This is a genomic window from Burkholderia reimsis (genome assembly GCF_003294055.1).
GTDB lineage: Bacteria > Pseudomonadota > Gammaproteobacteria > Burkholderiales > Burkholderiaceae > Burkholderia > Burkholderia cepacia.
Genome location: NZ_QMFZ01000047.1, coordinates 22,267 through 43,501, shown reverse-complemented (window position 1 = coordinate 43,501; position 21,235 = coordinate 22,267). Strand labels below are relative to the sequence as shown.

Genomic DNA, 21,235 nt, shown 5'->3' with positions numbered 1-21,235 from the left:
TTGACCGGTTCATCGGGCGCCTACTAGAATCGGCCGGAACCGTGCGCCAGCCGCGCGCCGCGGCGCATGCGGGCCCTGTGTTCCGCCAGTCGAGGAAGTCTTCGTGTTCACGTCCCTGATCCGGCGCGCACCGGCCGCGCTGTCGTGGCGCGCCGCATGCCGCCCGGCCCGCGCGCTGGCCGCCTGCGTACTCCTGTCGCTCGTCGCCGCGTGCGCGACGCATCCGCCCGCCACCACGCTCGATCGCCCGGTCTCCCATGCGTTGCCGCCCGATACCGCGACGCCGTTGCGCGATGCGCTGGCCGCGCCCGAGGCCGCGCATCCGGGCCAGTCGGGTTTCCGGCTGCTGGCCGACGGCGCGCAGGCGTTGCAGATGCGCATCGCGCTCGCGCGCGCCGCGACGAAGACGCTCGACATGCAGTACTACATCGCGACCGAGGACACGACCGGCAAGCTGCTGCTCGCCGCAGCGCTCTACGCGGCCGATCGCGGCGTGCGCGTGCGGATGCTGGTCGACGACCTGAATTTCCGCGACATCGATCGCGTGATGGCCGCGCTGAACACGCACCCGAACATCGAGATCCGCGTGTTCAACCCGTTCGGCGCATCGCAGGGGATGGTCGAGCGCACGGCCAACTTCTTCACGCGCATCGACAGCTTCACGCGCCGGATGCACAACAAGGCGATGATCGCGGACAACCAGATCGCGATCGTCGGCGGCCGCAACCTCGGCGACGAATACTTCAGCGCGAGCCCGACGCTGCAGTTCCGCGATCTCGACGTGCTCGCCGCGGGCCCCGTGACGAACGACGCCTCGGCGAGCTTCGACACCTACTGGTCGAGCGCGAGCAGCTATCCGCTGCGCGTGCTGAATCATCAGTCGTTCGATCCGAAGGAGCTCGACGCGATGCGCGACGAGCTGCGCGAGCACTGGCGCAAGAATGCCGATCCGTACAACGCGAAGCCGCTGAACGCGACGCCGCTCGCGCAGCAGATCGCGCGCGACGAGCTCGGGCTCGTGTGGGCGCCGGCGGAGTTCAAGGTCGACGCGCCCGACAAGGTCGCGCAGCCGACCGACGCGTACGTGAGCCCGCCGATGCAGCGCCTCGTCGAGCTGACGCGCGGCGCGCAGCGGGAATTCCTCGCGTTCTCGCCGTATTTCGTGCCGCACGACGCGGGCGTGAAGATCCTCGGCGACACGACCGCGCGCGGCGTGCGCGTCGCGATCCTGACCAATTCGCTCGCCGCGACCGACGCGGTCGCCGTGCAGGCCGGCTACGGGCCGTACCGCGTGCCGCTGCTGCAACACGGCGTCGAGCTGTACGAGTTCAAGGCGCAGCCGGGTCGCCAGCGTCCGCGCCTGTTCGGGTCGCGTTCGCGCGCGAGCCTGCACGCGAAGGCGTACGTGATCGACCGGAAGATCCTCGTGATCGGCTCGATGAACCTCGATCCGCGTTCCGCGCACCTGAACACCGAACTGGCGCTGGTGATCCATAGCCCGGCGCTCGCCGAGCAGGTCGCGCAGATCTTCGCGCGCGCGGCGCAGCCGGACGAAAGCTACCGCGTGAGCCTCGTGACGCCGGCGGGCGGCAGCACGCCCGAACTCGAATGGACGGGCACGGACGACGGCAAGCCGGCCGTCTATCACGTCGATCCGCACGCGGGGCTGCTGCGCAACCTGATGACCGGCGTCTTCATGCTGCTGCCGGTCGACGACCAGCTTTAGGGGACGGAAGCGCTCCGGCTAAACCCGCGTTTCCGGTGCGCGGGCAAAGGTGATATGGTTGTGCGCGCAACGAGTGTGGCGCGCCGGCCGGCGCCGCCGGGCGGCCCGCGCCACGCGTGCCGCGCACATCCGCAACCGGAGTTCCCCCCATGCAACGTGTCCCGAACCAGCCGTTCACGCGTCCCGCCCGTTTCTCCGAAGCCGAATGGCAGGCGCGCGTGCAGCTCGCGGCGGCTTACCGCATCTTTGACCATCTCGGCTGGACCGAGCTGATCTACAACCATATCTCGCTGCGCGTGCCGGGCGAGGACGGGCACTTCCTGATCAACCCGTTCGGGCTCCATTACCGCGAGGTGTGCGCGTCGAACCTCGTGAAGATCGACATCGACGGCAACGTGATCGGTCATTCCGACTGGCCGATCAATCCGGCCGGCTTCACGTTCCACAGTGCGATCCATGCGGCGCTGCCCGATGCGCACTGCGTGATGCACGTGCACACGACGCCGACGATGGCCGTGTGCTGTTCGCGCGACGGGCTGTCGTTCTCGAATTTCTATTCGGCGCAACTGTACGGGAAGATCGCGTATCACGACTTCGAGGGCATCACCGTGCATCTGGAGGAGGGGCGGCGCATCGTCGAGAGCGCGGGCGGGCGGCCCGTGCTGCTGCTGCGCAACCATGGGCCCGTGACGATCGGCGCGACGCTCGCGCAGACGTTCTCGCTGATGTGGCTGCTCAATCGCGCGTGCGAGGTGCAGGTCGCCACGCATGCGATCGGCGACGCACTGGCGATCGCGCCGCCCGTGCTCGAAGGGTGCGTGCGCGATTCGCTGAATTTCGATCCGAAGCATGGCGCGGGGCAGGATGCGTTCGACGCACTGCAGCGTATCGTCGATCGCATCGATCCCGGTTATCGGGCGTGACGCGGGGCGGCGTGATCGCTTCGTGAGGCTCGATGCGGCAGGTCCCGAATCTGGCGGCGGGCAAAAAAAACGCGGCCGGGTGGCCGCGTGAATACTCGCAGACTCCTTCGGACGAAGGAAACAAGCAACTGTGAGATGAAGTGTAGCGAAAGGCCGCACGCGGATTCAGCCATCAGGCTGCAAAGGTCCCTTCCAGCCTGAGGCAGACTGGCCTGCCGAGCGCGCTGCGGCGTTTTGCGGCATGGCCGTTCGGCGGGCTCCCGGATCGGCGGCAATCGACTACCATCATGTGTGGCGCCGCCGTTCGGTCGGCGTACAACGTCGTACAAGGAGAGTCCATGCTCAAGCTGCGTTTGCTCCAGGTCGCGTTACTCGCGGGTGTGCTGGCCGCCGGCACCGCCGCCGCCGAAACGGTGCGCCTGTCCGCCAATCTCCAGCCGTCGAGCGAGGTGCCGCCGACGGCGACCAAGGGCTCGGGCGACGTCGAGGCCACCTACGACACGGCAACGCACATGCTGCAGTGGACGGTCCGTTACGAACACCTCACCGGCCCGGCCACCGCCGCGCATTTCCACGGGCCCGCGCCGGTCGGCCAGAACGCGGGCGTGCAGGTGCCGATTCCAAAGGACGAGCTGGCGAGCCCGATCAAGGGTTCGAAGGCACTCACCGACGCGCAGGTCACCGACCTGATGGGCGGCAAGTGGTATTTCAACGTCCATACGAAGGAGCACCCGGCCGGCGAGATCCGCGGCCAGGTGATGCCGGCGAACTGAGCGCCGGCGTTTGATATGGAGGCACCTGTCGAGCGGTGCGGGAACGATCGCACGTACCATCGTCACACTGCGAATACGGAGTGCGTCCGATGAGTTGGCAAAGCAAGTTCGCCTGCTGGCTGCTGCGCTGGCAGTTCCGTCCCGAGACCACGCGCGAGGTGCTCGATCCCGCCCGCGCACGGCGCTTTACCGACCTGCGGATGATGGTGCCGCGCCGCGCGCCGTCGGGCTACCGGTTGCGCCAGTGCTACGGCGCGGGCGACGCGCCGCTGCGCGGCGAATGGCTCGAGCGCACCGACGCGGGCGCGGGGCGCGGGTCGGGCCGCACGCTGCTGTACTTCCATGGCGGCGGCTATTACTTCTGTTCGACGAAGACCCATCGGCCGCTGGTGTTCGGCCTGACGAAGCGCGCGGGCGTGCGCTCGTTCTCGCTCGACTACCGGCTTGCGCCCGAAAACCGTTTCCCGGCCGCGCTCGACGACGCGCTGGCCGCGTACCGGCAGCTGCTGGCGCTCGGCACGCCGCCCGAGTCGATCGTGTTCGGCGGCGATTCGGCGGGCGGCGGCCTCGCGCTCGCGACGCTCGTCGCGCTGCGCGATCGCGGCGAGCCGCTGCCGGCCGGCGCGATCCTGTTCTCGCCATGGACCGACCTGGCCGCCACCGGCGTCACGCTGCGCACGAACGACGGCGCCGATCCGATGTTCGCGGGCGCGGCGCTGCCGAAGGCCGCGAAGCTGTACCTCGGCGACGAGCCGGGGACGAATCCGTACGCGTCGCCGCTCTATGCGGATTTCGCGGGCCTGCCGCCGCTGTATATCCAGGTCGGCAGCACCGAGGTGCTGCTCGACGATTCGCGCCGCGTCGCCGAGAAGGCGAAGGCCGCCGGGGTGGCGGTGGAGATCGAGGTGTGGCCGGACATGCCGCACGTGTGGCAGCTGTACGCGCCGATGGTGCCGGAAGCACGCGACGCGCTCGACCGCGCGGCCGCGTTCCTGCGTCGCGTCGCGGTCGAGCGCGCGGTTCAGCGCGCCGGCGAGACGTCGATTGCCTGATAGGCGGCCTTGACGGCCGCCGGGCCGTACTTGCGCTCGAGTCGGCGCACGGTGAAGTGGCCGTGCGCCATCTGCTGGAAGTGGTCGATGAACAGCGTATTGACGGTCGCGCCGAGCACGGCGCCGATCGCCGGAATCGACTTCGCGGCCATCTGCTCGGTCACCTGCACCGAGAAGCGCGACGCCACCGTCTGCACGAGCTTGAACACGGCCGCCGAGCTGTGCGCGGCGATGCCCTTCGTCGTGATGTCGGACGACGCCTTCGAGATCGCCTGCGCGAGCGCGCCGCGCAGCACGAAATAACCGAGATCGGCGTCCTCTTCCTGCTTGTCCGGGTTGCCGCCCATGCCGAGCACGGCCAGGCATTGCAGCTGCGTATCGACCGAGCCCAGGTCTTCACCCTCGCTGCGCGCGATGTCGCACACGGAGCGGAAGATCAGCGTCGTCGTCACCGGGAGCTCGACCGGCAGCGCGAGAAAGCCGAACGCGCCGCCCGCCGCGCCGGTCGTCGCGACCGCGAGCTTGTGCAGCAGGTTGCTCGGCTTGTCGGGCTCGGCGTCCGGCGCGGGCGGCTTGCCGAGCGTGCGCAGCGCGATGTTCAGGCACTTGCGCAGCGCGAGCTGCGTCGCGTCGTTGATCTTGCCGGTCGCGAAATCCGGCAGCCGGGCGATCATTTTCTCGACCGGTGCGCCCAGCATGCCCGTCAGCTTCATCGTCAGCGACGGGCTTTCCAGCACCTGCTTCGCGCGCCACAGCGCGTCCCGATCGTCCTGCGACAGCGTGGTGGCGGGGGGGATTGAAATCGGTTCCATCTTTCTCCTTGGCGGTCTGGAACGGTTTGACCGTCGCCAGCCTAGATTACTCCCGCATGCTAGAATTTCGAGATTGTTTGACTCGTCAAAAGTTGCGCCAACAAAAAATGGCCGTCCATACAGCCGCCCACCATTCGAGCGGGCAAGTCCTGCCGTTCCGCGAATCGCTGCTGGCGATGATCGGAATCTCGTTCGTCACCATGCTCGTCGCGCTCGACCAGACCGTCGTCGGCACCGCGTTGCCGACCATCGTCGCCGAGCTTCGGGGGTTCGACCTGTACGCGTGGGTCGCGACCTCGTACCTGCTCAGTTCCGTGATCACGGTGCCGATCTTTGGCCGGCTCGGCGACTATTACGGGCGCAAGCCGTTCGTCATCGTGTCGATCGTCGTGTTCACCGGCGCGTCCGTGCTGTGCGGAATGGCGAACGACATGCTGATGCTCGTGCTCGCGCGCGGGCTGCAGGGGATCGGCGGCGGGATGCTGGTCGGCACCGCGTTCGCGTGCATCCCCGACCTGTTCCCCGATTCCGTCGTGCGGTTGCGCTGGCAGGTGCTGATGAGCTCCGCGTTCGGCATCGCGAACGCGGTCGGTCCGTCGCTCGGCGGCGTGCTGACCCAGTCGTTCGGCTGGCGCTCGGTGTTCTACGTGAACCTGCCGATCGGCCTGCTGTCGCTGCTGTTCGTGTGGCGTTACCTGCCGCACCTGCGCCACGTCGAGCACGATCGCAAGATGCGGCTCGACTGGCCGGGCGCGCTGCTGATCGCGCTGTCGCTCGGCGCGCTGCAACTGTTCGTCGAATGGCTGCCGAAGTACGGCGTCGCGAGCTGGGCGTCGCTGCTGCTCGTCGTCGCGGTCGCGGCCGGTTTCGGCTTGTGGCACTGGGAGAAGCGCTGCGCGCAGCCGATCCTGCCGTTCGACATGTTCGGCAACCGCGCGCTGTCGGCGCTCTTCGTGCTGGCGATCCTCGCCGGCTTCTCGATGTTCTCGCTGCTGTTCTACGCGCCGCTGCTGTTCCAGGGCGGCTTCGGGATGTCGCCGAAGGAGGCGGGGCTCGTGATCACGCCGCTCGTCGTGTTCATCACGATCGGCAGCATCATGAACGGCCGTGTCGTCACGCGTATCCGCAATCCGAACGCGATGCTGCACGTCGGTTTCGTGCTGTTCGCGATCACCTGCGCGGGCGTCGTCGTGTCGACCCACACGACGCCGAAATGGCTGCTGATGGCGCTGATGGTCGCGGGCGGCATCGGGCTCGGCTTCGTGCTGCCGAACCTCACCGTATTCGCGCAGCAGACGGCCGGCCGCGAGCACCTCGGCATCGCCACGGCGCTGCTGCAGTCGCTGCGGATGGTCGGCGGGATGATCGGCACCGCGCTGACCGGCACGCTCGTCAACCAGATGTACTCGGGCGGCGTGCGCGATGCGCTGTCGGCCGATCACGCGATGCAGTGGCACGCACAGCTCGCCGATCCGCAGATCCTGATCGATCGCGCCGCGCAGGGCGGCCTTGTCGCGGAGCTGACCCGTGCCGGGCATAATGGCGCGCTGCTGCTGGAAGCGGCCCGCGAATCGCTCGTCGGCGCGATTCACGTGGGCGTCGCGATGGCGGCCGTCGTCGCCGTGGTGTCGGTGTGGCAGTGCCGCCGCGTGCCGCCGATCGCGCTGCGGCGCAAGATCGAACCGCATGTCGCGGCCGATTGAACGATTGAACGAGTAGAACTGAGCGCATGGAAGAACAGGACCGCGTCGCGATCTTGCAGCAATTCGGACGGACGTATCGCGCGTTCATGACCGCATTCGAGACGCACGTCGGGCAACCGATGCCGCGCTGGCGCATCATGGTCGCGTTGCACACGATGGGCGGGCATTCGTCGCAGAAGAAGCTCGTCGAAGTGCTGCGCATCGATCCGGGCGCGCTCACGCGCCAGTTGAAGTCGCTCGACGCGCTCGGCTGGATCGAGCGCGAATCCGACGCACGCGACAATCGCGTGACCAACGTGACGCTGACGGACGCCGGCCGCGCCGCGTTCGACGCATGCCTGCCGCGCCGCAAGGCGTTTCTCGAACAGACGATGGCGCAATTGCCGGACGACGTGCTGAATGCGCTGTCGGGCGCGCTGGCGATGCTGGAATCGCGGATCGCGGACGTCGGCTCGACGCCGGCCGCGCGTTGAAGCACGGGGCAGGGCGGCGCGGGCCGGCGTGAGTACGCCGCGCCGGCCCGGCACTTCATCTCATTTCGATTCCCTGCGGGTTCAAAGCTCGATGCGCGTGCCCAGCAGCGCGAGGAACTGCGCGAGCCAGGCCGGATGCGCGGGCCATGCGGGCGCGGTGACGAACGGCGCGTCGGTCACGGCCGCGTCGACCGGAATGTCCGCATATTCGCCGCCCGCGAGCTTCACCTCGGGCGCGCAGGCCGGGTAGGCCGAGATGCGCTTGCCGCGGATCACGTCGGCGGCCGCGAGCAGTTGCGCCGCGTGGCAGATCGCGGCAATCGGCTTGCCGGCTTCGGCGAACTCGCGCACGAGCGAGATTACCTTCGGATCGAGTCGCAGGTATTCGGGGGCACGGCCGCCCGCGATCGCGAGCGCGTCGTAGCGCGAGGCGTCGACGTCGTCGAATGCCGCGTTCAGCGTGAACTGGTGGCCGGGCTTCTCGGTGTAGGTCTGGTCGCCTTCGAAATCGTGGATCGCGGTCTTGATCTTGTCGCCCGCGCGTTTGCCCGGGCAGACTGCATCGACGTGGTGGCCGACCGCCTGCAGCGCCTGGAACGGCACCATCGTTTCGTAGTCTTCGGCGAAATCGCCGGTCAGGAACAGGATCTTCTTCGCGGCCATGGCTTTCTCCAGTGGAGCTGCGTTGAGGGCCCGCCGCGGCAGACGATTGTTATGCCCGCCCGGGGCCCCGAGGACGAAAGCGCAGTGTACTCCGGCCGCTTGAAGCGCGCGTGACGGCCGCCCCGCGCGCGCGGCGGGGCGGTGCGCGCGACGTGCGTCAGAAGAAGGTTTCGACGACTTCCGTCACGCGGAACTGCGGATCGAGCACGAGCACCTGGCGCCACTTGTCGAACGTCAGGCACGGGTGCGAGATGTCGAACGCGACCATGTCGCCGACCTTCACGTCCGCGCCCGGCGGGATCTGCAGGTACGCGTGCTGGTCCATCATCCCGGTGACGGCCCAGCCTTCGGCGGCGGCGACGTCGCGCGGGGCGGTGTCGCGGCCCGGGCGGAAGTGGCGCGCCGGCTCCGGCAGCCCAGCGTCGAACGCCGCGTCGCGCTTGCCGAGCGCGACGATCGCACGGTCGGCCTCGGGCACCGACTGCACGTAGGCCCACAACTGCAGCGCGGGCAGCAGCCCTTCGCCCATCGTGCGTGCGATCGGGTTGCGCGCGAACACGTCGGTCTGCGCCTTCTTGTAGATGCCGACATCGTGCGTCAGGTAGCAGCCCGGACGCAGCACGACTTCCGCGAAGCCCGCGTCGGACGCCTTCGCGAATTCTTCCGCGACCACGTCGTACCACGCCGAACCGGCGCCGGACAGGATCGCCGGCGTACGCGCGAAGCGGCCTGCCTCGGCCAGTTCGCGCGTGAGCGCGACCGCTTCCTGCAGGAACGTGCGGATCTCGCCTTCCTCCTTCAGCACGCCTTCGTAGAGTTCGATGCCGGCCAGCTTCAGCGTGTCCGGATAGCGCGCGATTGCGGCGAGCACGGCCTCGCGCTGCGCGGCATCGCGCACACCCGCGCGGCCGCCCGGCACGCCGAGCTCGAGCAGCACGTTCAGCGGCTTCTTCAGTGCGCCGAAGAAGCGGCCGAGCTGGTCGACGCTCTCCGCGGAATCGACGAGGCAGAAGAATTCGAAGTCGGGATCGGACAGCAGGCCCGCGATGATCGTCATGTTCTGGCGGCCGACCAGCTGGTTCGCGAGCAGCACGCGCCGCACGCCGCCGTGATACGCGGCTTGCGTCTGGTGCGCGGTCGCGAGCGTGATGCCCCACGCGCCGGCGTCGAGCTGGCGGCGGAACAGTTGCGGCGCCATCGTCGTCTTGCCGTGCGGCGCAAACTTGACGCCGTACTTCTGGACGAATGCCTGCATCCAGTTCAGGTTGTGTTCGATGCGATCCTCGTAAAGCACGGCGGCCGGCAGGCTGACGTCTTCCGCGAGCAGGTTCCACTCGAGGCGGCCCGCGTCGCCGAGCGGCACGCTCGCGCTCGGCAGATTGCCGAGGCCCTTGCCGAACGGATCAATCGTCGCTTCCTGATAGTTTGTAACTTTCATGTCATCCCGCTCCATCATCACTATGCATTGCACTGAAGTTGACACGCAGATGGTACAGAAAGTAGCATCTGCGCGGTGATGTTATTTAGTAACATCGAGCTTCGCACCCTTTTCCGCAGATGAATACGCCCGCCAACCCGTCCGCTCCGCAAGTGGCCGAACCCTATCCGGCACCGGCCGCCCCGCCGGTCCTCGACATCGTCGCGCGGATCGCCGAATGCGCGCCCGAGCTGCGCGAAGCCGAGCGCAAGGTCGCCGCGTTCATCCTCGCCGATCTCGCGCGCGCCGCACATGCGAGCATCGGCGCGCTCGCGCGCGATGCGGAGGTCAGTGTCGCGACGGTCACGCGTTTCGCGAAGGCCGTCGGCTGCCGCGACGTGCGCGAACTGAAGGTGCTGGTCGCGCAGGCGGCGGCGGTCGGCCAGCGCTTTCTCGTGCCGTCCGACGACGCGCCGGCCGACGATACGAGCCCCGCGTCGATGGTCTACGACGAGATCCGCGTGGCGCTCGCGCACAACCACCAGTTGCTGCGCAATACGTCGTTCGAGGAAGCCGCCGACCTGCTCGCCGGCGCGAAGATGACCTATGTGTACGGGCAGGGCGGCGGCTCGACCGCGCTCGCCGACGAGCTGCGTTTCCGGCTCGTGCGCTTCGGCCGGCCGGTCGCGAGCTACCAGGACAGCCTGCTGCAGCGGATGGTGGCCGCGACGTTGTCGCGCGACACCGTCGTCGTCGCGCTGTCGGTGAGCGGGCGCGTGCCCGAGCTGCTCGAGAGCTGCCGGCTCGCGAAGCGCTACGGCGCGAAGCTGATCGCGATCACCGCGCCGGCCTCGCCGCTCGCGAAGCTGGCCGACCACCTGATCCCGGTCGTCGCCTTCGAAACCGATTTCATTTACAAGCCGTCGACATCGCGCTACGCGATGATGATGGCGATCGACGTGCTCGTCACCGGAGTCGCGTTGCGGCTCGGCGATGCGGGCCGGGAATCGCTGCGTCGCATCAAGCACGCGCTCGATGCGCACCGCGGCGGCGGAGACCGTCAACCGGTAGGAGACTGACCATGCATTCGCATCCCGAAGCCGCCGATACGCTGATCGTCGGCGCGCAGCTTTACGACGGTACCGGCGCGCCGCCCGTCACGCGCGACGTCGCGATCCGCAACGGCGTGATCGCGGCGATCGGCAACCTGTCGAACTGGCTCGCCGAAACCGTCGTCGATGCGAACGGCCGCGCGCTCGCGCCGGGCTTCGTCGACGTGCACACGCACGACGACACGCACGTGATCCGCGCGCCGCAGATGGTGCCGAAGATCTCGCAGGGCGTGACGACCGTGATCGTCGGCAACTGCGGGATCAGCGCGTCGCCGGTGACGCTCGCGGGCGATCCGCCCGATCCGATGAACCTGCTCGGCGAGCGCGGCGCGTTCCAGTACCCGACCTTCGCCGACTACGTCGCGGCCGTCAACGACGCGCGTCCGGCCGTGAACGTCGCGGCGCTCGTCGGTCACACGGCGCTGCGCAACAACCAGATGGACCGCCTCGACCGCGCGGCGACCGACGGCGAGATCGCCGGGATGCGCGCGCAGCTCGAGGAGGCGCTCGCGAACGGCGCGCTCGGCCTGTCGTCGGGCCTCGCGTACGGCTCCGCGTTCGCGGCGCCGACCGAAGAGGTGATGGCGCTCGCCGAGCCGCTTGCGAACGCCGGCGCGTTGTACACGACGCACATGCGCACCGAATTCGACGCGATCCTCGATGCGATGGAAGAGGCGTACCAGGTGGGCCGTCATGCGCGCGTGCCGGTCGTGATCTCGCACCTGAAGTGCGCGGGCCCGTCGAACTGGGGGCGCAGCACCGAAGTGCTCGCGTCGCTCGAAGGCGCGCGCCGCTACCAGCCGGTCGGCTGCGACTGCTATCCGTACAGCCGCAGCTCGTCGACGCTCGACCTGAAGCAGGTGACGGGCGACATCGACATCACGATCACCTGGTCGGAGCCGCACCCGGAAGTGGCGGGCAAGCTGCTGAAGGCGATCGCGGCCGACTGGGGCGTGACCGAGCAGGAAGCCGCGCAGCGCATCCGCCCGGCGGGCGCCGTGTACCACAACATGTCCGAGGAGGACGTGCGCCGGATCCTGTCGCACCCGGCGACGATGGTGGGCTCCGACGGCCTGCCGAACGATCCGCTGCCGCACCCGCGGCTGTGGGGCGCGTTCCCGCGCGTGCTCGGCCATTACGTGCGCGACACGAACCTGCTGCCGCTCGAGGAGGCGATCCGCAAGATGACGTCGCTGTCTGCGCGCCGCTACGGCATCGCGCGGCGCGGCGAGGTGCATGTGGGCTACCACGCCGACCTCGTGCTGTTCGACCCGGCGCGCGTGATCGACGCCGCGACGTTCGAGAAGCCGCAGCAGCCCGCGCACGGAATCGACGCCGTGTGGGTGAACGGCGTGCTGACCTACGAAAACGGCCAGCCGACCGGCGAGCGCGCCGGCGGCTTCGTCGCACGCGGCGAGCGCGTGCCGGCGAGTGCCGACGCCGCGTTCTGAACGCGGTTGTTGTTCCGATCTGCCGCGCGCGCCATCGTCGGCGCGCGCATCCGCAACCGTGCGTTGCATGGGACCGGCGCCGGCGCTGAAGCGTCGAGGCGGTCGACAAACAAGGAGTGAAACGATGAAGCGATATGGCGTAGGCGAAGCGAAGGGGACGGGCGGCCAGGTGATGCCGTTCGCACGCGCGGTCGAGGCCGACGGCTGGCTGTACGTGTCGGGCCAGACGCCGATGGTGAACGGCGAGGTCGTCGAAGGCGGGATCGTCACGCAGTCGAAGCAGACGATCGAGAACGTGATCGCGATCCTGAAGGAAGCCGGCTACGGCCTCGAGCACGTCGTGCGCTGCGGCGTGTGGCTCGACGACGCACGCGATTTCGCGTCGTTCAACAAGGTGTTCGTGTCGTACTTCGGCGAGCATCCGCCGGCACGCGCGTGCGTGCAGTCGAGCATGGTCATCGACTGCAAGGTCGAGGTCGACTGCATCGCGTACAAGGCACCGGCGAAGTAACACGGCGGCGACAAGTCTTGTGTAAGAAGGCCGGCGCGGTAGCATGCGCCGGCCTTCTTGCGTTATGCGGAGTCAATGAGTCTCCGGCGGCTGGCAGCATGCGTGCCCGTCTTGGGGGAGTCGAGATCATTCGAGTGGGAGTCCGGCCGCGGTGGATGCGGGCGGTATCGAACCTTGACACTTTGAATGAAACTCTTTCGATGGCAGGGCGGCACGATATGCCGCGTCTGGCGGGCGGCGGCGGTGATGGGCGTGCAATATGCACGTGGCGTCGATGAATCTCGATAGGGCCAATGAAGTGAATTGCTCGGTATGGTCACCATTCCGATCAACGAATTCATGAAGTCGATTCATGGCGACCAATACATACCGCTATGGCGTTCACGCGGATCTCACGCCCGCCGAGCTTTTCTTCTTTATCGCAGTTGAGGAGACGTGCGCGCAGGTCGGGATTGACGATGTCGAAGCCGTGATCCTGATTTTGACCGGATGGCCCATTTTGCCGACCCGACAAAAATTTGGCGGGGCGACGAAAGGGACGTCTATTGCATCCGTGATGGCCCGTTCGATCTTTCGCTACCAGCTCAACAGGAGGATATTGCCAACCGTGACGCTTCAAAGCATCAAGTCGTTCCGGATCATTTTGACCGGGAAGCTGAGCGTATTCGTCGGGCGTGCGGTTCCAGGCTTGGGGTGGGCGCTGCTTGCGCGCGACGTGTTCCGGATCGTAAGCGGCACCGTCACCAGATACAACAACTGCGTTAAACCGGAGGATAAGGTGTTCTAATGGAAAACGTGAGTTGGGACGAGATCGAAGCTTTTGTCAGGTCGGAGGTGGGGCTCGGCCAATCGAAGCCGCTCTTTGCCAGCACGCGGCTCTGGGAAGATCTGGGCCAAACCGGAGACGAAGCCAACGATTTCATGGGCCATTTTTTTGAACGCTTCGCCGTCGATACGGGCGATTTCGATTTCCACCGATATTTTCTGATGGAAGGCGAGGGGCTGCTTTACTCGCTATTTCGGCGATGGGTACTTCGAAAGCCGCACGACTTCAAGCGGGAACCGATTACGCTCGCGATGCTGCATCGTGCGGCCAGCGACAGAGCATGGGACGCCGCTCGATTGACCGCACTGCCGTGAAAGGCCGGTTTTCCACGCGGGTCGATCCGAATTCAATGAACGGGATCGGGATCGATGGTGGACCCAAAACACCCGCCGGTACCCGTCATTTTCTGAGGGAAGCCGGCCGCCGTCTCTAGCACGTCGTGCGCTGCGGCGTGTGGCTCGACGACGCACGCGATTTCGCGTCGTTCAACAAGGTGTTCGTGTCGTACTTCGGCGAGCATCCGCCGGCACGCGCGTGCGTGCAGTCGAGCATGGTCATCGACTGCATCGCGTACAGGGCACCGGCGAAGTAACGCCGCAACGGCGAGCCGCTCCAGAACGGGCCCGGCGCATTCACGTGTTTCTCGTTCAATAAAAAACAGCCCGGCCGGTTGATTCCGGTCGGGCTGTTGTATTTGGGGAGGCGGCCGCGCGTCGCCGGCGGCAAAAAGCAAAAGGCAAAAGGCAGACGGCAAACGAAAAACCGCGGCGGCCACCCGCCGCCGTCACTGCCGCGCGTTGCGCGCGTTGTCCGGCATCGGCTGGTTGTAGTTCGTGCGGAACGGGTTGATGTCGAGCCCGCCGCGGCGCGTATAGCGTGCATACACCGCGAGCTTCACCGGTTTGCATGCGTGCAGGATGTCGAGGAAGATCCGCTCGACGCACTGCTCGTGAAAGCCCGTGTGGTTGCGGAACGAGATGATGTAGCGCAGCAGGCCCGCGTGGTCGATCTGCGGCCCGACGTAGTGAATCTGCACGCTGCCCCAGTCGGGCTGGCCGGTGACCGGGCAGTTCGAGCGCAGCAGGTCGGACACGAGCGTCTCCTCGACCGGCGCTTCATCGACGGCCGCCGACAGCAGCGACGGATCGGGTTCGTACACGTCGGTGTCGAGGTCGAGCCGGTCGAGCGACAGCCCGTCGAGTTCGTCCATTTCGAGCTTGCCGAAATCGTGCGGCGACACGAGCTGCACGGCGACGCTCGCACCGCACGCGGCCGACACGTCGCGCTTCAGCGTGTCGCGCACCGCGTCGATCGAGTCGAATTTCGTCTGCGCGAACGAGCCGAGATACAGCTTGAACGACTTCGATTCGACGATGTTCGGCGATTCGGCCGGCACGTAGAAGGTCGCAACCGCGATCTGCGGCTTGCCGCGCGCGTTGAGCCAGGACAGCTCGTAGGCGTTCCAGATGTCGGTGCCGAAGAACGGCAGCGCCGACGCGATGCCGAGCTGCTCGCGCGCGCCGGCGCGCGGGATCGGGAACAGCAGCGACGCGTCGTACTGGGCCGCGTAGACGGTGGCCTTGCCGAGCGGGGAATGTTCGGGATTCATGCGTGACGCCTTTACGACAGGAAGAGGCGGTAAGCCGGGTTGGCGCTCTCCTCGACATACGGGTAGCCGAGTGCCGCGAGGAAGCGTTCGAATTCGGCGCGATCGGCCTGCGGCACCTGCAGCCCGACGAGGATCGAGCTGTAGTCCGCGCCCTGGTTACGGTAATGGAACAGGCTGATGTTCCAGTCCGGCGCCATCGACGACAGGAACTTCATCAGCGCGCCCGGCCGTTCCGGGAATTCGAAGCGGAACAGGCGCTCGTCGAGCGCGAGCGGCGAACGGCCGCCCACCATGTAGCGGATGTGTTCCTTCGACAGCTCGTCGTGCGTCAGGTCGACGGACTTGAAGCCGTGCGATTCGAAGTTCGCGGCGATCTCGGCCGATTCGCCGCGGCGCTTGATCTGCACGCCGACGAAGATGTGCGCGGCCTGCGCATCGGCGATCCGGTAGTTGAACTCGGTGACGTTGCGGTCGCCGACGAGCGAGCAGAACCGCTTGAAGCTGCCGCGTTCCTCGGGGATCGTGACCGCGAACACGGCTTCGCGCGCTTCACCCACTTCCGCGCGCTCGGCGACGAAGCGCATCCGGTCGAAGTTCATGTTCGCGCCGGACGTGACCGCGACGAGCGTCTGGTTCTCGATGCCTTCGCGTTCCGCGTAGAGCTTCGCGCCCGCGACCGCGAGCGCGCCGGACGGCTCGAGCACGCTGCGCGTGTCCTGGAAGACGTCCTTGATCGCCGCGCACAGCGCGTCGGTGTTCACCGTCAGGACGCCGTCGAGGTATTCGCTGCAGAGCCGGAAGGTTTCCTCGCCGACCAGCTTCACGGCGGTACCGTCCGCGAACAGGCCGACCTCGCTCAGCTCGACGCGCTTGCCCGCGTCGAGCGACTGCGCCATCGCGCACGAATCCTCGGCCTGCACGCCGATCACCTTGATCTCCGGTCGCACCGCCTTCACGTAGGCCGCGACGCCGGACGCGAGCCCGCCGCCGCCGATCGGCACGAAGATCGCGTGGATCGGGCCCTGGTGCTGGCGCAGGATCTCCATCGCGATCGTGCCCTGGCCGGCGATCACGTACGGATCGTCGAACGGATGGACGAACGTGAGGCCGCGCTCCTCCTGCACCTTGACCGCGTGTGCATACGCGTCGCTGTACGACTCCCCGGCCTGGATCACCTCGACGCTCGGGCCGCCGTGCGCGCGCACCGCATCGACCTTCACCTGCGGCGTCGTGACGGGCACGACGATCACCGCCTTGACGCCCATCCGGGCCGCCGAGAACGCGACACCCTGTGCGTGGTTGCCGGCCGATGCCGTAATCACGCCGCGCGCGAGCGCGTCCGCCGGAATGTGCGCCATCTTGTTGTACGCGCCGCGCAGCTTGAACGAGAACACCGGCTGGTTGTCCTCGCGCTTGAGGTAGACGGCGTTGCGCAGCCGGGCGGACAGGTTGCGGGCGGATTCGAGTTCCGTCTCGATCGCGACGTCGTAGACGCGCGCGGTGAGGATTTTCTTCAGGTAATCGTGGGATGCCATGGGCGCTCGCGTGCAGTGCGGTAGCAGACGGTAAAAGGTCAATGATAGCGCCAAGGGTCCGCCCGTATGCAAGCGGCATGCCGGGTGTACGCTCGCGGGGCCGTGCAGGCGGTGCATCGGCGACGTTGCGCGGCCTCTTTTGCCGGCTTAACCGCGTGGTTACCGACCGGACGGACGGCGAATGGCCGCGTGAAATCGCGCCGAGCCAGGCCTGGCGCGGCTCGCGGCGATAGCCCCACGACCTGTCCGACGTGTCACGCGTGGCCCGATCATGGGTTAGAATTCCGTTTTGAATCAAGGATTCGGAAGATGCAGAGGCACCCTCGGATCGCACCGTTGAAGCCGACGCCGCGCGCAGCCAGCCCCGCGGCGGAACGGCATGCGCGCCGCGCGCGATCGTGCCGATGATCGAGTGCCGCCAGGCCCTGTCGCCGGCCAGGAGGAGCGAATCGCCGCCCGCTCCGGCCCCATGAAGGACAGCTGCGCGCCTGGTAACAGAACAGATTTCCCCAAGATTGCGCCCACGCGCTTGCCGACGCCCGTGCACGGTGTATCGGCCCTCCGAGTCGTCCGAACATGAACGCACCACAAGTTTTCGATCCGCATGGCGCGGCCGCCGCCGTCGCCGCCGACCCCGCGCCCCGTTTGCGCGAGATTCCCTACAACTACACGTCCTTCTCGGATCGCGAGATCGTGATCCGCCTGCTCGGCGAAGAGGCGTGGTCGGTGCTCGACGAGCTGCGTGCCGAGCGCCGTACGGGCCGCTCGGCACGGATGCTGTATGAGGTGCTCGGCGACATCTGGGTCGTGCGCCGCAACCCGTACCTGCAGGACGACCTGCTCGACAACCCGAAGCGCCGCGCGCTGCTGATCGAGGCGCTGAACCACCGGCTGACCGAAATCGGCAAGCGCCGCAGCGCGGATCTCACCGAGCACCGCGACGACGCGGGCCGCGAACGCGCATCGCGCGTCGAGATGCTCGAAACCGCCGCGCAGCGCGCGGTCGACGAGTTCGCCGACGAATTCGAGAAGATGGCCGACCTGCGCCGCCGCGCGACCAAGGCGCTCGGCCGCTGCACGCAGAAGGACAACATCCGTTTCGACGGGCTGTCGCGCGTGTCGCACGTGACCGACGCGACCGACTGGCGGGTCGAATACCCATTCGTCGTGCTCACCCCCGATACCGAAGCCGAGATCGCCGGCCTCATCAAGGCCTGCTTCGAACTCGGCCTGACCGTGATCCCGCGCGGCGGCGGCACCGGCTACACGGGCGGCGCGGTGCCGCTCACGCCGTTCTCCGCGGTGATCAACACCGAGAAGCTCGAACAGCTCGGCGCGGTCGAGCTGACCGAGCTGCCGGGCGTCGCGCACAAGGTGCCGACGATCTTCTCCGGCGCGGGCGTCGTCACGCGTCGCGTGACGGAAGCCGCGGAAGCGGCCGGCTACGTGTTCGCGGTCGATCCGACCTCGCTCGACGCATCGTGCATCGGCGGCAACGTCGCGATGAACGCGGGCGGCAAGAAGGCCGTGCTGTGGGGCACCGCGCTCGACAACCTGGCCTGGTGGCGGATGGTCGACCCGGACGGCAACTGGCTCGAAGTCACGCGCCACGAGCACAACCAGGGCAAGATCCACGACATCGCGGTCGCGCGTTTCGAGCTGAAGTGGTTCGACGGCGCATATGCGCCGGGCGAGAAGCTGCTGAAGAGCGAGATGCTCGAGATCGAGGGCCGCCGGTTCCGCAAGGAAGGTCTCGGCAAGGACGTGACCGACAAGTTCCTCGCCGGCCTGCCGGGCGTGCAGAAGGAAGGTTGCGACGGGCTCATCACGTCCGCGCGCTGGGTGCTGCACAAGATGCCCGCGCACACGCGCACCGTCTGCCTGGAATTCTTCGGCCAGGCGCGCGAGGCGATCCCGAGCATCGTCGAGATCAAGGATTACCTGTTTGAGACGTCGAAGCAGGGCGGCGCGATCCTCGCGGGCCTCGAGCACCTCGACGAGCGCTACCTGCGCGCGGTCGGCTACGCGACCAAGAGCAAGCGCAACGCATTCCCCAAGATGGTCCTGATCGGCGACATCGTCGGCGATGACGCCGACGCGGTCGCGCACGCGACGTCCGAAGTGATCCGGATGGCGAACGGCAAGAGCGGCGAAGGTTTCGTCGCGATCAGCGCGGAGGCGCGCAAGCGCTTCTGGCTCGACCGCAGCCGCACGGCCGCGATCGCGAAGCACACGAACGCGTTCAAGATCAACGAAGACGTCGTGATCCCGCTGAACCGGATGGGCGAGTACACCGACGGCATCGAGCGGATCAACATCGAGCTGTCGCTGAAGAACAAGCTGCAGCTGGTCGACGCGCTGGAAGCGTTCTTCCGTGCCGGCAACCTGCCGCTCGGCAAGACCGACGACGCGAACGAGATCCCGAGCGCCGAACTGCTCGAGGATCGCGTCCAGCAGGCACTGGAGCTGCTCAAGCGCGTGCGCGCACGCTGGGAATTCGTGCGCGACCGGCTCGACCAGCCGCTGCGCGAGGCGCAGCACTACCTCGTGCAGCTCGGTTACGAGGCGCTCGCCGAGAAGTTCGCCGATCGCGCGGACGAGCAGCCGGGCGCGACCGTGTTCCACGTCACGCAGGACCGCACGGTGCGCATCTCGTGGAAGCAGGAGATCCGCGCGGAGCTGCGCGCGATCTTCAACGGCGGCGCGTTCAAGCAGATCCTCGACGAAGCGCAGGCGATCCACAAGCAGGTGCTGCGCGGCCGCGTGTTCGTCGCGCTGCACATGCACGCGGGCGACGGCAACGTCCACACCAACCTGCCGGTCAACTCCGACAACTACGAGATGCTGCAGGACGCCCACGCGGCGGTCGCGCGCATCATGACGCTCGCGCGTTCGCTCGACGGCGTGATTTCCGGCGAGCACGGCATCGGCATCACGAAGCTCGAGTTCCTGACCGACGACGAGATCGCCGAATTCCGCGCGTACAAGCAGCGTGTCGACCCGAACGGCCGCTTCAACAAGGGCAAGCTGCTCGAAGGCGCCGATCTGCGCAACGCCTATACGCCGAGCTTCGGGCTGATGGGATACGAGTCGCTGATCATGAAGCAGTCCGACATCGGCGCGATCGCCGATTCGGTGAAGGACTGCCTGCGCTGCGGCAAGTGCAAGCCGGTGTGCGCGACGCACGTGCCGCGCGCGAACCTGCTGTACAGCCCGCGCAACAAGATCCTCGCGACGTCGTTGCTGGTCGAGGCGTTCCTGTATGAGGAACAGACGCGCCGCGGCGTGTCGATCAAGCACTGGGACGAGTTCAACGACGTGGCCGACCACTGCACGGTGTGCCACAAGTGCGCGACCCCGTGCCCGGTGAAGATCGATTTCGGCGACGTCACGATGAACATGCGCAACTTGTTGCGCAAGATGGGCAAGAAGAAATTCAACGCCGGCAATGCGGCGGGCATGTTCTTCCTGAACGCGACCAACCCGCAGACTATCAACGCCGCGCGCAGCGTGATGATGGGCGTCGGCTACAAGGTGCAGCGCTTCGCGAACGACATGCTGAAGAACGTCGTGAAGAAGCAGACGCAGCACCCGCCGGCGACGGTGGGCAAGCCGCCCGTCGTCGAGCAGGTGATCCACTTCGTCAACAAGAAGATGCCGGGCAACCTGCCGAAGAAGACGGCACGCGCGCTGCTCGACATCGAGGACAACAAGATCGTGCCGATCATCCGCAACCCGAAGTCGACGACCGTCGATTCGGAAGCGGTGTTCTACTTCCCGGGCTGCGGCTCCGAGCGTTTGTTCTCGCAGGTCGGCCTCGCGACGCAGGCGATGCTGTGGGAGGCGGGCGTGCAGACCGTGCTGCCGCCGGGCTACCTGTGCTGCGGCTATCCGCAGCGCGGCTCGGGCCAGTACGACAAGGCCGAGAAGATCGTCACCGACAACCGCGTGCTGTTCCACCGCGTCGCTAACACGCTGAACTACCTCGATATCAAGACGGTGGTCGTGTCGTGCGGCACCTGCTACGACCAGCTCGCCGGTTACGAATTCGACAAGATCTTCCCGGGCTGCCGGATCATCGACATCCACGAGTTCCTGCTCGAGAAGGGGATGAAGCTCGACGGCGTGACGGGTACGCGCTACATGTATCACGACCCGTGCCATACGCCGATCAAGACGATGGACCCGGTGAAGCTCGTGAACGAGCTGATGGGCGCGGAGAAGGACGGCTACAAGATCGAGAAGAACGATCGTTGCTGCGGCGAATCGGGCACGCTCGCGGTCACGCGCCCGGACGTGTCCACGCAGGTCCGCTTCCGCAAGGAAGAGGAGATCCGCAAGGGCGCCGCGAAGCTGCGCAGCATCCCGGTCGTGGCCGGCAACGCGCCGGCGCCGGCCGCCGCGGCCGCGAACGGCCCGGACGTGAAGATCCTGACGAGCTGCCCGTCGTGCCTGCAGGGCCTGTCGCGCTACAGCGAGGATGCGAACCTCGAAGCCGACTACATCGTGGTCGAAATCGCGCGCCAGGTGCTCGGCGAGAACTGGATGGCCGATTATGTCGCACGCGCGAACAATGGCGGGATCGAGCGCGTGCTGGTCTAATGCGGGCATGACGACCGCCCGACCGGGCTGGGGATGAGCGGGCGCCG

At 67.2% G+C, this 21,235-nt stretch carries 17 protein-coding genes and 1 pseudogene; 13 read left to right on the top strand and 5 right to left on the bottom strand.

From position 1 onward, the window contains the following. The first annotated feature begins 103 nt into the window (after positions 1–103). The 4 genes from DPV79_RS35760 (at position 104) to DPV79_RS35745 (ending at position 4,474) form a co-directional block, all read left to right on the top strand. The gene (locus tag DPV79_RS35760) at positions 104–1,726 is read left to right on the top strand and encodes a phospholipase D family protein (protein ID WP_113047616.1); all 1,623 of its coding nucleotides are present in this window, start codon (positions 104–106) and stop codon (positions 1,724–1,726) included. 149 nt (positions 1,727–1,875) lie between these two features. Then, positions 1,876–2,649, top strand: coding sequence for a class II aldolase/adducin family protein (locus DPV79_RS35755; RefSeq protein WP_021161338.1), 774 nt, complete (start codon positions 1,876–1,878; stop codon positions 2,647–2,649). A gap of 338 nt (positions 2,650–2,987) precedes the next feature. Further along, positions 2,988–3,422, top strand: a complete 435-nt coding sequence (locus DPV79_RS35750; RefSeq protein ID WP_021161337.1) for a CHRD domain-containing protein — start codon at positions 2,988–2,990, stop codon at positions 3,420–3,422. Between the two features lie 89 nt (positions 3,423–3,511). Next, complete coding sequence (locus tag DPV79_RS35745; protein WP_113047615.1) at positions 3,512–4,474, top strand: alpha/beta hydrolase; 963 nt, start codon at positions 3,512–3,514, stop codon at positions 4,472–4,474. Here DPV79_RS35745 and DPV79_RS35740 read toward each other — a convergent pair. Then, positions 4,444–5,286: an EcsC family protein gene (locus DPV79_RS35740; protein ID WP_021161335.1), complete on the bottom strand. Its 843-nt coding sequence runs from the start codon at positions 5,284–5,286 to the stop codon at positions 4,444–4,446. The two genes, DPV79_RS35745 and DPV79_RS35740, sit on opposite strands and share 31 nt — an antisense overlap. A 107-nt stretch (positions 5,287–5,393) precedes the next feature. Between DPV79_RS35740 and DPV79_RS35735 the strand changes: the two genes are divergently transcribed. After that, on the top strand, positions 5,394–6,989 hold the full coding sequence (locus tag DPV79_RS35735) for an MDR family MFS transporter (protein ID WP_021161334.1): 1,596 nt from the start codon (positions 5,394–5,396) through the stop codon (positions 6,987–6,989). A gap of 26 nt (positions 6,990–7,015) precedes the next feature. Then, positions 7,016–7,462 carry a MarR family winged helix-turn-helix transcriptional regulator gene (locus DPV79_RS35730; protein ID WP_021161333.1) on the top strand — a complete coding sequence of 149 codons (447 nt, stop codon included), beginning with the start codon at positions 7,016–7,018 and terminating at the stop codon, positions 7,460–7,462. 81 nt (positions 7,463–7,543) lie between these two features. Here the strand turns inward: DPV79_RS35730 and DPV79_RS35725 are convergent, their stop codons facing one another. Further along, the gene (locus DPV79_RS35725; RefSeq protein ID WP_021161332.1) at positions 7,544–8,125 is read right to left on the bottom strand and encodes a DJ-1/PfpI family protein; all 582 of its coding nucleotides are present in this window, start codon (positions 8,123–8,125) and stop codon (positions 7,544–7,546) included. A 157-nt stretch (positions 8,126–8,282) separates the two neighbouring features. Then, the gene (locus DPV79_RS35720) at positions 8,283–9,563 is read right to left on the bottom strand and encodes an amino acid deaminase (protein WP_048023194.1); all 1,281 of its coding nucleotides are present in this window, start codon (positions 9,561–9,563) and stop codon (positions 8,283–8,285) included. 119 nt (positions 9,564–9,682) lie between these two features. On the opposite strand from DPV79_RS35720, the gene DPV79_RS35715 reads away from it, so the two are divergent. From DPV79_RS35715 to DPV79_RS35690, 6 genes and pseudogenes are all read left to right on the top strand, one after another. After that, positions 9,683–10,621 (top strand): MurR/RpiR family transcriptional regulator, encoded by a 939-nt coding sequence (locus DPV79_RS35715; protein WP_113047614.1) that lies wholly within the window; start codon positions 9,683–9,685, stop codon positions 10,619–10,621. A gap of 2 nt (positions 10,622–10,623) precedes the next feature. Then, positions 10,624–12,105, top strand: a complete 1,482-nt coding sequence (locus DPV79_RS35710; protein WP_059688762.1) for an N-acyl-D-amino-acid deacylase family protein — start codon at positions 10,624–10,626, stop codon at positions 12,103–12,105. Positions 12,106–12,229: 124 nt separating this feature from the next. Continuing rightward, positions 12,230–12,616 carry a RidA family protein gene (locus tag DPV79_RS35705; protein WP_006751946.1) on the top strand — a complete coding sequence of 129 codons (387 nt, stop codon included), beginning with the start codon at positions 12,230–12,232 and terminating at the stop codon, positions 12,614–12,616. Between the two features lie 352 nt (positions 12,617–12,968). After that, a complete protein-coding gene (locus tag DPV79_RS35700) occupies positions 12,969–13,403 on the top strand; it encodes an STM2901 family protein (RefSeq protein ID WP_113047613.1) in 435 nt (144 codons plus the stop codon). Continuing rightward, on the top strand, positions 13,403–13,756 hold the full coding sequence (locus tag DPV79_RS35695; protein ID WP_060219613.1) for a DUF1493 family protein: 354 nt from the start codon (positions 13,403–13,405) through the stop codon (positions 13,754–13,756). Before DPV79_RS35700 ends, DPV79_RS35695 begins: the two co-directional genes overlap by 1 nt. 92 nt (positions 13,757–13,848) lie before the next feature. After that, a pseudogene (locus tag DPV79_RS35690) lies at positions 13,849–14,034 on the top strand (RidA family protein); the annotation flags it as partial. Positions 14,035–14,226: 192 nt separating this feature from the next. Here DPV79_RS35690 and queF read toward each other — a convergent pair. Further along, positions 14,227–15,051 (bottom strand): NADPH-dependent 7-cyano-7-deazaguanine reductase QueF, encoded by an 825-nt coding sequence (gene queF / locus DPV79_RS35685; RefSeq protein ID WP_027789146.1) that lies wholly within the window; start codon positions 15,049–15,051, stop codon positions 14,227–14,229. A gap of 11 nt (positions 15,052–15,062) precedes the next feature. After that, positions 15,063–16,586 (bottom strand): threonine ammonia-lyase, biosynthetic, encoded by a 1,524-nt coding sequence (gene ilvA / locus DPV79_RS35680; RefSeq protein ID WP_021161327.1) that lies wholly within the window; start codon positions 16,584–16,586, stop codon positions 15,063–15,065. A gap of 576 nt (positions 16,587–17,162) precedes the next feature. On the opposite strand from ilvA, the gene DPV79_RS35670 reads away from it, so the two are divergent. Beyond that, complete coding sequence (locus DPV79_RS35670; RefSeq protein WP_113047612.1) at positions 17,163–21,188, top strand: DUF3683 domain-containing protein; 4,026 nt, start codon at positions 17,163–17,165, stop codon at positions 21,186–21,188. Positions 21,189–21,235: the final 47 nt, after the last annotated feature.